This window comes from Imbroritus primus, from assembly GCF_964332355.1.
GTDB lineage: Bacteria > Pseudomonadota > Gammaproteobacteria > Burkholderiales > Burkholderiaceae > Imbroritus > Imbroritus primus.
This window is the reverse complement of record NZ_OZ201293.1, coordinates 1180657-1193839: the sequence shown is the minus strand read 5'-3', so window position 1 is coordinate 1193839 and position 13183 is coordinate 1180657. Positions and strand designations below refer to the sequence as shown.

12 protein-coding genes and 1 tRNA gene are annotated in these 13183 nt (G+C 63.9%); 9 read left to right on the top strand and 4 right to left on the bottom strand.

The annotated features are described in order from the left end of the window. Positions 1–27 precede the first annotated feature (27 nt). The 5 genes from ACQ3C8_RS05515 to ACQ3C8_RS05495 are packed head-to-tail and all read left to right on the top strand — an operon-like array spanning position 28 to position 3102. Positions 28–603 (top strand): hypothetical protein, encoded by a 576-nt coding sequence (locus ACQ3C8_RS05515; protein WP_428852752.1) that lies wholly within the window; start codon positions 28–30, stop codon positions 601–603. Continuing rightward, on the top strand, positions 582–1421 hold the full coding sequence (locus ACQ3C8_RS05510; RefSeq protein WP_428852751.1) for a DNA cytosine methyltransferase: 840 nt from the start codon (positions 582–584) through the stop codon (positions 1419–1421). The genes ACQ3C8_RS05515 and ACQ3C8_RS05510 overlap by 22 nt, the downstream gene beginning before the upstream one ends. A 51-nt stretch (positions 1422–1472) precedes the next feature. Next, positions 1473–2564 (top strand): DNA-methyltransferase, encoded by a 1092-nt coding sequence (locus ACQ3C8_RS05505; RefSeq protein ID WP_428852750.1) that lies wholly within the window; start codon positions 1473–1475, stop codon positions 2562–2564. Beyond that, positions 2561–2845: a hypothetical protein gene (locus ACQ3C8_RS05500; protein ID WP_428852749.1), complete on the top strand. Its 285-nt coding sequence runs from the start codon at positions 2561–2563 to the stop codon at positions 2843–2845. Before ACQ3C8_RS05505 ends, ACQ3C8_RS05500 begins: the two co-directional genes overlap by 4 nt. Beyond that, on the top strand, positions 2842–3102 hold the full coding sequence (locus ACQ3C8_RS05495) for an AlpA family transcriptional regulator (RefSeq protein WP_428852748.1): 261 nt from the start codon (positions 2842–2844) through the stop codon (positions 3100–3102). The genes ACQ3C8_RS05500 and ACQ3C8_RS05495 overlap by 4 nt, the downstream gene beginning before the upstream one ends. On the opposite strand, the gene ACQ3C8_RS05490 is transcribed toward ACQ3C8_RS05495, so the two are convergent. The 4 genes from ACQ3C8_RS05490 to acs form a co-directional block, all read right to left on the bottom strand. Beyond that, positions 3077–4309 carry a tyrosine-type recombinase/integrase gene (locus ACQ3C8_RS05490; RefSeq protein WP_428852747.1) on the bottom strand — a complete coding sequence of 411 codons (1233 nt, stop codon included), beginning with the start codon at positions 4307–4309 and terminating at the stop codon, positions 3077–3079. The two genes, ACQ3C8_RS05495 and ACQ3C8_RS05490, sit on opposite strands and share 26 nt — an antisense overlap. A 144-nt stretch (positions 4310–4453) precedes the next feature. Continuing rightward, positions 4454–4544: transfer RNA gene (locus tag ACQ3C8_RS05485), tRNA-Ser, on the bottom strand. A gap of 89 nt (positions 4545–4633) precedes the next feature. Next, the gene (locus ACQ3C8_RS05480) at positions 4634–6685 is read right to left on the bottom strand and encodes a VC_2705 family sodium/solute symporter (RefSeq protein WP_428852746.1); all 2052 of its coding nucleotides are present in this window, start codon (positions 6683–6685) and stop codon (positions 4634–4636) included. A 101-nt stretch (positions 6686–6786) separates the two neighbouring features. Then, complete coding sequence (gene acs, locus ACQ3C8_RS05475; RefSeq protein ID WP_428852745.1) at positions 6787–8769, bottom strand: acetate--CoA ligase; 1983 nt, start codon at positions 8767–8769, stop codon at positions 6787–6789. A gap of 187 nt (positions 8770–8956) precedes the next feature. Here acs and ACQ3C8_RS05470 point away from each other — a divergent pair, with 187 nt between their 5' ends. The 4 genes from ACQ3C8_RS05470 (at position 8957) to murI (ending at position 13098) form a co-directional block, all read left to right on the top strand. Continuing rightward, positions 8957–9934 carry a DMT family transporter gene (locus tag ACQ3C8_RS05470; RefSeq protein ID WP_428852744.1) on the top strand — a complete coding sequence of 326 codons (978 nt, stop codon included), beginning with the start codon at positions 8957–8959 and terminating at the stop codon, positions 9932–9934. Between the two features lie 75 nt (positions 9935–10009). Beyond that, positions 10010–10519 (top strand): TIGR00645 family protein, encoded by a 510-nt coding sequence (locus ACQ3C8_RS05465; RefSeq protein WP_428852743.1) that lies wholly within the window; start codon positions 10010–10012, stop codon positions 10517–10519. 145 nt (positions 10520–10664) lie between these two features. Beyond that, complete coding sequence (locus ACQ3C8_RS05460; RefSeq protein WP_428852742.1) at positions 10665–12212, top strand: fumarate hydratase; 1548 nt, start codon at positions 10665–10667, stop codon at positions 12210–12212. Between the two features lie 64 nt (positions 12213–12276). Further along, a complete protein-coding gene (murI, locus tag ACQ3C8_RS05455; RefSeq protein ID WP_009522276.1) occupies positions 12277–13098 on the top strand; it encodes a glutamate racemase in 822 nt (273 codons plus the stop codon). Positions 13099–13183: the final 85 nt, after the last annotated feature.

Sequence of the window (13183 nt, the reverse complement as noted above, 5' to 3'; positions counted from 1 at the left end):
GTTCTTCGGGCCACGGGGGCCGCGGCGATGAAGACGTGGAACGCCTACACACCGGCAGAGGACCGCATTTTGCGCAGGCAGTGGAAGTCGCCCCTGCCCATGAAGGAATGGCTGCATCTTCTACCTGGTCGCACGTATCGGTCTGTCATCTCCCGCGCCCAGTACCTGAAGCTTGGCCCCCGCAAGGCATTCGTATATCCCTGCTACTCGCCGACGTGGGATGCCGTCAAGCGCGTGCTGGCCACGAACCCAGGCCTCGATTCGATCCAGATCAGCCAGATGACCGGAGCATCCCGCCGTGCCGTCATGACCGCGCTGCAGGTGCAGCACGCAGCAGGAGAAGTCCACGTGCCGGGGTATGGCCCGCGTCCACCATCGGGATACGCACCGAAACTGTGGGCGCTCGGCCCGGGTAAGGACGCACCACGGCCGAAGCCCATGACGGCAAGCCAGAAGGCCAAGCGGTCGTATCGGCGCCTCAAGCAGGAACGGCCCGACATCCTGGCCAAGAAGTCCGCGCGGGCAAAGCTTACCTATGCCGAGCGGAATGGAAAGTTGATTCGTCGGGATCCGGCGGCAGCATGGATTCAGGGGGTCGCGTGAATGAGCTGGCTCTTTTCGCGGGCGCTGGTGGCGGAATACTCGGCGGCAAGCTGCTCGGATGGCGAACAGTCTGCGCCGTTGAGCGTGATGCCTACGCAGCACAGGTTCTGGCGCAACGACAAAACGATGGAATCCTCGAGCCTTTCCCGATTTGGTCTGACGTGTGCAGTTTTGACGGAACACGATGGAACGGCATTGTTGATGTCGTTTCTGGAGGCTTTCCGTGCCAGGACATCACCGTCGCTGGCAATGGGGCCGGCCTTGACGGCGAGCGTTCCGGCCTCTGGACCGAGTTCGCCCGCATCCTTGGCGAAGTACGACCCCGCTTCGCATACATTGAAAACAGCCCAGCTCTCGTTAATCGAGGACTTGACCGGGTGCTGTGTGACCTTGCCGCGCTCGGGTGCAATGTGCGCTGGGATTGTCTATCAGCAGCCGACCTCGGCGCGCCCCACGATCGAGACAGGATATGGATCGTCGGAACGTTTCCCGACGCCGACCGTTCACGGCAACTACAACCGCAAAGGCGTGAGCCCCTCAAGCGGGGATGGGCTGGCAACCTATGTGCGCAAGTTCCCCACACCGACAGCGACAGCCTACAAGGGCTGGAGCCCGAACCACAACCGCGCGCATACGGACGATCGTCTGGATTACACAGTGGAACGCGAGGCGCACCACGCTGGCCTGCCTGGCCGGCTGAACCCAACGTGGGAAGAGTGGCTGATGGCGTGGCCAATCGGGTGGACCGAGTTAAAGCCGTTGGGAACGGACAGGTATCAAGAGTGGCTGCAGCAGCATGGCATCTGCTCGCAACGTGAAGAGGCAGCATGAAACTTGACCACTGCTACCAAGGTGACTGCCGCGACGTGATGCGCGACCTGATCGCGGCCGACGTGCGCGTGCAATGCATCGTCACCAGTCCGCCGTACTGGGGCTTGCGCGACTACGGGGTGGGCGGCCAGCTTGGCCTGGAGCCGACCCTGCGCGAGTTCATCGACCACATGGTGGAGGTATTCGATCTGTGCCGCCAGCTGCTGGCCGATGATGGCACGCTCTGGCTGAACATGGGCGACGCCTACGCCGGTTCGTGGGGTGCACAAGGCCGCCCACAGGGGCCGGGAGAAATGAGCGGGCGCAGTGTGGCCAGCGCACGGCAGATAGGTGCAAGCCCGCGGTTCGGGACAGGAACCGGCACGCGCGGGCGCGAAATGGGGCTGAAGGCAAAGGACCTCATGGTCCAGCCGTGGCGCCTTGCGTTCGCCCTGCAGGACGCCGGCTGGTGGCTGCGGCAGGACATCGTCTGGCACAAGCCCAATCCGATGCCCGAAAGCGTGCGCGACCGATGCACCAAGGCGCATGAATATCTCTTCCTGATGTCCCGCAGCGACCGCTATTACTTCGACGCGGATGCCATCAAAGAGCCGGCAACCTGCGGGCCGACGCCGAGCGGCGTGGGGTTCGGTCATGGGTTCGACGCGGAGTTTCGGGAGCGGGGGCGCATTCGTGTGCCGGGCAATGTCAACCCTGCCAAGGGCCAGGCCGCCTACGAGGCGGGCGACGAGCGCCACCGCACGAAAGCAGGCCTCCAAGCCTATGCCCATAAGGTGCGCGAGAGCGTCAAGCGTGGGGAGTTCAACGGGAAGACGAACGATCTACCAGGCCGGGAGGCCTTCCGCGCGATAACCGAGATGCGGAACAAGCGCAGCGTCTGGACAATCGCCACGCAGCCATACACCGGCGCGCACTTCGCCACCTTCCCCGAGACGCTGGTCGAACCCTGCATTCTCGCCGGCAGCCGGCCGGGAGACATCGTTTTCGACCCGTTCATGGGTTCCGGCACGGTTGCCAGCGTTGCACAGCGACTGGGCCGGCGCTGGCTGGGCGCGGAACTCAACCCCGAATACATCGCCCTGCAGGCCGAACGTACGCGCCAGGCTGGGCTGATTCTGGAGACAGCATGAGAAAGGTATTTGACACCGTTGGCGGCAACTTCGAAGCCTGCCGCGAGGCCGAGGAATGGTGCGCCGAGCGCGGCATCACGGTCGGCCAGATGGAACGCACGCAGCCACGCGGGCTGATCCATGATGCATGCTGGCTCGGCAAATGGTCCAGCCTCGCCGGTCCGGTACGCCGGCAGCTGCACGGCACGATGACGGGCGACATGCGCCATGGCCCTGTGGTGATTGAGCTGAAGGGCGAGGAATCGGCTTACCCGGTCATCGAGGAAGAACGCGAGGAATGACCGAAGCGCTGGAAAGAATCTTGGCGGTCACCCGCCAGCAGTGGAGTGAGGATTACGAGATGAAGGCAATCAATATCAAGCAGGTCGCGGAGAAGGTATCGCTCGGGAAGTCGACAATTTACCGGATGGTGGCGGAAGGAGACTTCCCGAAGCCCTTTTCCCTGGGATCGAACCGGACGGCCTGGCTCGAGGAGGATATTGACGCTTGGCTTGCGGTGAAGGCCGGCCGCGCTACCCCGCAACCTGCGCTTGCGTGATCGGCACCACCACTGCTGTCTTGCCGCCGCAGTAGCGCGCCCAGTCCTCCATCAGACGACGGCGTCTTTCGAGCATATCACCGCGACGATAGGCGCCCTCCACCTTGCTCTCAACCAGGTGCGCGAGCGCCATTTCCGCCAGCGAGTCCGGATATTCCGTGCACTCGGCCACCCAGTCACGGAACGACGAACGGAAGCCATGCACGGTAATGTCGCCGTGCCCCATCCGTTCCAACAGATTCAGCATCGCCATATTTGACAGCGGCTTGCCCGGCTTCGCGCCCGGGAATAGGTATTCCCCGGCCGTCTTCATGGCTTCCTCAACCACTTCGACTGCCCGGGCGCTCAGTGGCACGCGGTGCGGCCTCTCCATCTTCATGCGTTCCGCCGGGATCGACCAGATGCCTGCCACCAGGTCGAACTCTTCCGGCCGGGCAAGCAGCACCTCGGATGTTCGTGCGGCCGTCAAAATCAGCAGCTCCAGTGCGCATGCGGCTGGCGCGGTCCGGTCACCCAGGTCGCGCAGGAATTCCGGCATGTGATGCCAGGGTAAGGCTGGATGGTGCTGGACGCGCCGGCTGCGCTCACGCTTCGGCAGAATCTTGTCCAGATGGCCACGCCAGCGCGCGGGGTTCTCGCCCGACCGCTTGCCGAGCGCCTTGGCGGCGTCGAGCACGCACTCGATGCGACCACGCACCCGGCTGGCCGTCTCGGGCTTCTTGCTCCAGATCGGTTGCAGGATCCGCACCACAAGCGGCGTATCGACCTCACCTACATCTGTGTCGCCAATGACTGGATAGGCGTAGGTCGCGAGAGTGTTTTCCCACTGCTGCGCATGCTTCTCGCTTTTCCAGCTTGAGCGGTGGGCGTCGATGTAATCCTTGGAGGCCTCCCGGAATGACAGCCCGTCCGGCACGGCGGCCTGTGCGCGGGCTTTCCGGTCCTCGATGGGGTCGATGCCTTCGGCAAGCAGTTTCCGGCACCGGGCGGCCTCCGCGCGGGCTTCGGCGAGGGACACAAGGGACAGAGGGCCGAGGCCCATCTCACGGGAACGTTTGAACAGCGAATATCGGAAGATCCATGACCGCGAGCCGCTGCGCGAAATCTGCAAGTACAGCCCGCCGCCGTCGGCATGGTAGCCAGGCTCCACCTCGCGCGAGACGCGCAGGGCGTTGAGCCGGTGTATTTGTCTGCTGGAATTTGCCATACCCACAATCCTACCCCCATTTGATGGGTGGATTATGTGGGTAGCCCTGAGAGCGGGCAAGAAGGTCGTTACCCCCGCAAGGCCGTGTTTTCATGGCTTGGCGGGAGCATCTGAGACTTAGCGAGAGTTGCTAAGACTGTTGTCTGGCGGAGAGAGGGGGATTCGAACCCCCGATAGGCTATTAACCTATACACGCTTTCCAGGCGTGCGACTTAAACCACTCATCCATCTCTCCGGAAGCCCGCGATTATAGCAGAAGCTGTTCGGCTGTCGCACATTTTTGGGCGCGGCATCTGCCTGGAGAGCAGGAGCGTCGCCTATCCCCTACCCCTTACGAATGTACGACACGAGCTTGCCGACCACCGGCCGCTCCGGCCGACTCAGCAGGCTGACGAGAATGGCTGCGGCGAATCCGGCCGGCACGCCGAATGCGCCCGAGGCAATAGGATCGACGCCAAACCAGCGGTCGCCGAAGATGCCGGTCATGCGGGTAAAGAACGGATAGTTGACGAAGATGTAGTAGACGCTGACCGACAGGCCGGTCAGCATGCCCGCGACCGCGCCGGCACGCGTGGTGCGGCGCCAGAAGATGCCCAGCACCAGCGCGGGGAAAAAACACGAGGCGGCGAGCGAGAAAGCGGCGCCCACAAGGAAGAGAATGTTGCCCGGCCGCAGCGATGTGGCATACGCCGCTGCAAGCGCCACTGCCAGCAGCACGATCTTGGCTGTGGTGACGCGCTTCTGGTGCGTGGCACTGCGATTGACCATGTGGTAGTACACATCATGCGACAGAGCATTGGCGATTGTCAGCAGCAAGCCATCGGCGGTCGACAGGGCCGCAGCCAGCGCCCCGGCGGCGATAAGGCCTGAGATCACGCTCGGCAACCCGGCGATTTCCGGCGCGGCAAGGACGATCATGTCGGGCTGCACCATGATCTCGGCCCACTGCACGATGCCATCGCCATTGATGTCGGAAATCGAGAACACGGCTGGGTCGATCTTGCGCCAAGGCACGGTCCACAGCGGCAAGTCGTTGAACGAGGTGCCGACCAGGCCGAACAGGAATTCATACTTGACCAGGGCAGCAAAGGTGGGCGCGGAAATGTACAGCAGGCCGATGAAGAACACGGCCCAGCCGACGGAGTTGCGCGTCTCGCGCACAGAGGGCGTGGTCTGGAAACGTGTGAGGATGTGGGGCAGGCTTGCGGTGCCAAGCATCAGGCAGAACACCAGCAAGACAAAATTGAGGCGCTGCGTGGTTGGGTCCTGCCCTGCATGCGCGGGAAACGGCTCCGAAAATGGCGTGGCTGGTCGGCTGCGCGCCAGCGCCGCATCGCGCTCGTCGTTCCATTGCACGTAGGCCGCCGCGGCATCGCGCGGAAACTCGACGCGCTCGCGCTCCGCAGCCTTGATCTCGCGCAGCGGCGCATTATGCTCGCGCAGGTCCTTGAGGCGCGCCTGCAGGGCCTCGCGTTCTTCCTCGAACGACGCGGGCAGGCGCGCGATCCGCTCGTCCACCGCCCGCGCCTGGGCCAGGTAATGCGCGCGGACGGCCTGCTCGTCAGGATCTTCGGCCAGTGTCCGTTCCCGCTCGGCAATCTGCGTGAGGAGACCGCCATAGGAAAACTGCGGCAGAACCATGCCATGGTGTTTCCACGCAATCAGCGAGACGGTGATGAGGAACGCCAGGATCAGGATGATGTACTGGGCCACCTGCGTCCAGGTGACGGCGCGCATGCCGCCAAGGAACGAGCAGACCAGCACGCCCGCCAGGCCAAAGAACACGCCCACCGCAAACTCCACGCCGATGAAGCGCGTGACGATCAGGCCAATGCCCTGGATCTGGGCGACGAGATAGACGAACGAGCACAACGCCGCGCCAGCCACGGCGATGCCGCGCACGGTCATGCTGCCGCCGGGCCGCCCGTTGCCATAGCGCACGGCCAGGAAATCGGGCACGGTGTAGCCGGCGAACTTGCGCAGGTACGGCGCGAGCAGGAAGGCGACAAGGCAGTAGCCGCCCATCCAGCCCATGATGTAGGCAAGGCCTTCGTAGCCGGAAGCGAACAGGATGCCAGCCAAGCCGATGAACGAGGCCGCGCTCATCCAGTCGGCCGCGGTTGCCATGCCATTGAACATGGCTGGTACCCGCCGGCCGGCGACGTAGTACTCGTTGAGATCGGCGGTGCGGCAAATCAGGCCGATGCAGGCGTAGACGGCGATGGTGACGAACAGGAACACATAGCCCAGCCAGATGCCGGGCCCGTTGCGCTCTTCAATCAGCGCCATCATGGCGACGAAGCCGATGAAGCCGAGGGTATACAGGCTGTAGTACAGCAGCAGCCGGTTGCGGAAGCGCGCCTGGCGTTCGGGCACGGTCACCCCTGCCGTGGGTCAACAGGCATGCCGCAGCCACCGCGAGCGGCTGCGGACATGCAAGGGGTGGGGCGCAGGCCCGGTCCGGCCATGGGGTCGGGTCAGCGGGCCTGCTTGAGCTGCTCGAGAATGGCGGGGTTTTCGAGCGTCGAGGTGTCCTGCGTGATTTCCTCGTTCTTTGCCAGCGAACGCAGCAGGCGGCGCATGATCTTGCCCGAGCGGGTCTTGGGCAGGTTGTCGCCGAAGCGAATTTCCTTGGGCTTGGCAATCGGACCGATTTCCTTGCCGACCCAGTTGCGCAGCTCGGTGGCGATCTGCTTGGCTTCCTCGTCGTTCGGACGCGCACGCTTGAGCACTACGAAGGCGCAGATGGCTTCGCCGGTCGTGTCGTCGGGGCGCCCGACCACGGCCGCCTCGGCCACGATCGGATTGGCGACCAGCGCAGATTCGATTTCCATCGTGCCCATGCGGTGGCCGGAGACGTTCAGCACGTCGTCGATGCGGCCCATGATGGTGAAGTAGCCGGTGTCCTTGTCACGGATCGAGCCGTCACCGGCCAGGTATAGCGTGCCACCAAGCTCGGGCGGGAAGTAGCTCTTCTTGAAGCGCTCCGGATCGCCCCAGATGGTGCGGATCATTGCGGGCCACGGGCGCTTGATGACGAGAATACCGCCATTGCCATTGGGCACGTCCTGACCGGTCTCATCGACGATTGCGGCGGCGATGCCGGGCAGCGGCAGCGTGCAGGAACCAGGCACGAGCGGTGTGGCGCCAGGCAGCGGTGTGATGACATGGCCGCCGGTTTCCGTCTGCCAGAAGGTATCGAGCACCGGGCAGCGTCCGCCGCCGATATTGGTGTGGTACCACATCCAGGCTTCGGGATTGATGGGCTCGCCCACCGAGCCGAGCAGGCGGAGGCTCGACAGGTCGTACTGGCGCGGATGCACCTTGGGATCCGCCTCAGCCGCCTTGATAAGCGAACGGATGGCCGTCGGCGCGGTATAGAAGATCGTGACCTTGAGGCGCTGGATCATTTCCCAGAAGCGCCCTGCATTGGGGTACGTCGGTACGCCTTCAAACATCACCTGTGTCGCCCCGGCAGCCAGCGGACCATAGGCGATGTAGGTATGGCCGGTGACCCAGCCGATGTCGGCGGTACACCAGAATACATCGTGCGGCTTGAGGTCGAAGGTCCACAGCATGGTCATCTTCGCCCACAGCAGGTAACCGCCGGTGCTGTGTTGCACGCCCTTGGGCTTGCCGGTGGAACCGGAGGTATACAGGATGAACAGCGGATGCTCGGCTTCGACCGGGACGGCGGGGCACTCGGCGGACTGGGCATCGGCCAGTTCGTGCATCCACAGGTCGCGGCCAGCCTGCCAGGCGACCTGCCCGCCGGTGCGGCGATAGACGATCACCTTGCGGACCGCCTCGGTGCCGCCGAGGGTCAGCGCTTCGTCGACAATGTTCTTGAGGGGCAGCGCCTTGCCGCCGCGCATCTGTTCATCCGCCGTGATCACGGCCACGGCGCCGACGTCGACGATGCGCTCGTGCAGCGACTTGGACGAGAAACCGCCGAATACCACCGAGTGCGTCGCGCCGATGCGCGCGCACGCCTGCATGGCAACCACGCCTTCCACCGACATGGGCATGTAGATCACCACGCGGTCGCCCTTGGCGATGCCGAGCGATTTCAGGCCATTGGCGAAGCGGCACACGCGGGCATGCAGCTCGCGGTAGCTGATATGGGTGACCTTGCCGTCGTCGGTTTCGAAAATGATGGCGGTCCTGTCGGCATTGCCGTTTTCGAGATTGCGGTCCAGGCAATTGTACGAGGCATTCAGCTCACCATCGTCGAACCATTTGTAGAACGGGGCATTGCTTTCGTCGAGCACACGCGAGAACGGCTTGCTCCAGTGCAGGTTCTCCCGGCCCAACCGAGCCCAGAAACCTTCATAGTCACGCTCGGCCTCGGCACATAGTGCGTTGTACCCTGCCATACCGGAAATCGTCGCCTGCTTGGCCAAAGCCTCGGGCGGGGGGAACACGCGGTTTTCCTGCAGAACCGATTCGATTGCGGACATGCTTGTCTCCTGATGTAATACTGATGCCGTGGCAGCAAGGTATGCGGAGCGCCTTACTCTAGCCTTACGCGGCTTTTCATAAGGCTAGCACAGCTGACCTGCCACGGATAAGAGACGCCGGCGTGACCTGACGCCCCTCGCACCTGTGCATGCCGGCCAACCCCACCGCTCCCTCTACAGGTGCCGCTTGCCGTTTTATCTTTCCTGCCTTGCCGCGGCCATGCTGCTGATCGGCACCAATGTCGGACTGGGCAAGTCAGTGATCGTGTTCTTTCCGGTCCTGCTGTTTACCTTCCTGCGATTCGGTATTGCCGTCATCTGCCTGCTGCCGTGGTTACGCCCGGCCCGCATGCGGCGCATATCGCGCAAGGAATGGCTGCAGATCTTCCTGCAGGCGTTCTTCGGCACCTTCCTGTTTACGCTGTTCATGCTGTACGGCGTGCGCTACACCACAGCCATGGCGGCTGGCGTGATCACGAGTGCCATTCCGGCGTCGGTGGCGATCGTGTCGTGGCTGGTGCTGCGGGAACGGCTGTCGCGACGCACCGCCCTGTCGGTCGCGCTGGCCATCGGCGGGATCCTGATCCTGAACCTCAGCACAGCACAGCATGCCGGTAGCAATACTGCGGAGAACGCCCTGCTGGGCAACCTGTTCGTACTGGGTGCAGTGATTTGCGAGGGGCTGTACGTGATCCTGTCGCGCAGCATCACGCAGACTGTGCCGCCAATGGAGAATTGCGCCTATACCCACCTGTTCGGCTTCCTGCTGATCTTGCCGTTCGGCGTGGCCGTACTGCCGGGATTCGATTTCTCGGCGATTCCTGCCTACGGCTGGGCCATCATGCTGTGGTACGTGCTATCGGCCAGCATATTCTCGTTTGCGCTGTGGGCCACCGGCATCCGCCATGTGCCCGCGACGCTGGCAGGCGTGTTTACCTCGCTGGTGCCTCTGGCGGCAGCGGCATACGGGATCCTGGTGCTCGGCGAGACGCCGGGCTGGGGCCACGCGGTGGCGATGATCTGCGTGCTGGCGGGCATCGCCGTGGCCTGCTGGCCATCCAAGCCGTTCCGGCATGCCCTGACGGCCCTTGACGATCCTGCTGCACCGGCTGATCCTGCCGCGCAGCGGACGCCGGCCCCTGTTGTGGAGCGCGACATGCGCTGACGGTACAATCGCGTCTGTTTTTTGACCACCCACCCTACCGCCACCATGGACACTACCTCTGCCGAACGGCGCCCGATGCCCCCCCTTGCCCGCGCGATTTTCGCGACCCGTTGGCTGCAGCTGCCGCTGTACCTCGGCCTGGTCGTCGCGCAGGCGATCTATGTCTACCATTTCATCGTCGAGGTCTGGCATCTCGTATCGCACGTCACCACGTACAACGAGACCCAGATCATGCTGGTGGTGCTGGGGCTGATCGACGTGGTCATGATCTCCAACCTGCTGATCATGGTCATCATCGGCGGCTACGAAACCTTTGTCTCGCGGCTCCATGTGGAAGGCCACCCCGATGAGCCGGAATGGCTCGACCATGTCAATGCCGGCGTGCTGAAGGTCAAGCTGTCGATGGCGCTGATCAGCATTTCGTCGATCCACCTGCTCAAGACCTTCATCGACGCAGCGCAGCGCGACTCGCAAACCATCATCGCGCAGGTGGCCATCCATTTCGCCTTCCTCCTGTCCGCCCTGGCCATGGCCTGGACCGACAAGCTGATTGCGCATCCGGCGGCATCCAGCCGCGCGCATTGAGTGGCGAACAAGGCAGCAGGCCCGGGGCCACGGCTGGTCCGTGTGCCTTGCCCGCCATGCCTGAAGACCTCGGTAACAACCGGAAAGGTGTATGATTTCCGGTTGTCGTCCCTCAAATCTGTCCCCCAATTCCAAGATCTGTCCAATGACTGCCGCTTCCCAATCTGCTGCCCAGCCCATTCGCCAGGAAGACCTCATCCAGAGCGTCGCCGATTCGCTGCAATACATCAGCTATTACCACCCGATGGATTACATCACCAGCCTGGGCCGCGCCTATGAGCTGGAACAGAGCCCGGCGGCCAAGGATGCCATCGCGCAGATCCTGACCAACAGCCGCATGTGCGCCGAAGGCAAGCGTCCGCTGTGCCAGGACACCGGCATCGTCACCATCTTCGTCAAGGTCGGCATGGACGTGCGCTGGGCGGATGCCACCATGGGCCTGTCGGACATGATCAACGAAGGCGTGCGCCGCGGCTATACGCACCCCGACAACGTGCTGCGCGCCTCCATCGTGAACCCGCCCGAAGGCGGCCGCAAGAATACCAAGGACAACACGCCGGCCGTGATCCACTATGAAGTGGTGCCCGGCAACACCATCGACATCCAGGTCGCGGCCAAGGGCGGCGGCTCGGAGAACAAGTCGAAGTTCGTCATGCTCAACCCGTCGGACAGCATCGTCGACTGGGTGCTCAAGACCGTGCCGACGATGGGCGCAGGCTGGTGCCCGCCGGGCATGCTTGGCATCGGCATCGGCGGTACCGCTGAAAAGGCGATGGTGATGGCCAAGGAATCGCTGATGGAGTCGATCGACATCCAGGAAGTGATTGCCCGCGGTCCGCGCGACTGGGTCGAAGAGCTGCGCGTGGAGCTGTTCCAGAAGGTCAACGCGCTCGGTATCGGCGCACAGGGCCTGGGTGGCCTGGCGACCGTGCTGGACGTGAAGATCATGGCCTACCCGACGCATGCCGCGTCCAAGCCGGTGGCGATGATCCCGAACTGCGCGGCCACGCGCCATGTGCATTTCACGCTGGACGGCTCCGGTCCGGCCAAGCTCGAGGCACCGGACCTGTCGGCCTGGCCGAAGGTCAATTGGGAGCCGAACACCGAATCGTCCAAGCGTGTCGACCTGAATACGCTGACGCCGGAGGAAGTGGCCTCCTGGAAGCCGGGCCAGACCCTGTTGCTGAACGGCAAGATGCTGACGGGCCGCGATGCCGCGCACAAGCGCATTGCCGACATGCTGGCGGCGGGCGAAAAGCTGCCGATCGACTTCACCAACCGTGTGATCTACTATGTCGGCCCGGTGGATCCGGTGCGCGACGAGGTGGTCGGCCCGGCCGGCCCCACGACCGCCACGCGCATGGACAAGTTCACCGAGACCATGCTGTCGCAGACCGGCCTGATCGCCATGATCGGCAAGGCCGAGCGCGGCCCGGTGGCCATCGAGGCGATCCAGAAGCATAAGTCGGCCTACCTGATGGCCGTGGGCGGTGCGGCGTATCTTGTCTCCAAGGCGATTCGCGGTGCCAAGGTGCTGGCCTTCGAGGACCTCGGCATGGAAGCCATCTACGAGTTCGACGTGAAGGACATGCCGGTGACCGTGGCCGTCGACAGCAGCGGCACGTCGGTCCACAAGACCGGCCCCGCCGAATGGCAGGCCCGCATCGCGGGCATTCCGGTCGCGACCAATTAAGCCATCCGCAGACAGAGAGAAAGCCGGGCACCGCCCGGCTTTTTGGTCGCACGAATCCGGCACCATGACCCAGGCATCTTCGGCACCCATCGGCGTATTCGACTCCGGCCTCGGCGGGCTGTCGGTGCTGCGTGATATCCGTGCGCAGCTGCCGGAGGAATCGCTGCTGTACCTGGCCGATTCGAAGTATGTGCCCTACGGCGAGCGCGATGCGGCCTTCGTGGCCGAGCGCACGCTGCAGATGGCACAGTGGCTCGAGGCCCAGGGTTGCAAGGCGCTCGTCATCGCCTGCAATACCGCCACAGCGCATGCCGCGCAACTGGTGCGCGAGCGCATTGCCCTGCCGATCGTCGGCGTCGAGCCGGGACTGAAGCCGGCCATTGCCGCCAGCCAGAGCAAGGCGGTCGGGGTGCTGGCCACGGCCAATACGCTCAAGAGCGCCAAGTTCGCCCGCCTGCTGGACAGCCTCTCGCACGAAGGCCGCTTCATCTGCGAGGCCGGTGTCGGACTCGTGCCGCTGGTCGAAGCAGGACATATCGACGGCCCGGAAGTCGAACAGCGATTGCAGTCCCTGCTGGCGCCGATGCTGGAAGCGGGCGCGGATACGCTGGTGCTGGGCTGCACGCACTACCCGTTTCTCTCCAACGCAATCGAACGGATCAGCCAACAACGCCTGACCGTGATCGACACCGGCATCGCCATTGCCCGCCAGTTGCAACGCCGCTTGCGCGAAGAACAGCTAAGCGCACCGACGGGGAACGTGGCATCCCTCCGTTTCACCACGACCGCGCGTGCTGCCCAGATGCAAGAGATGCTCCATACATTGCTGCAAATCGACGCCACACCGGAAACCGTGGTAATCGAGCCGGCGCCGGCCGCGCGCTGAGCCCCTGCCCGGCGCCGCCCTGGTGTGCGCCGCGCTTCCCTGCGTGGCTCAGGCCATCGCCACGTACACGGGAGGCAAAGTTGCG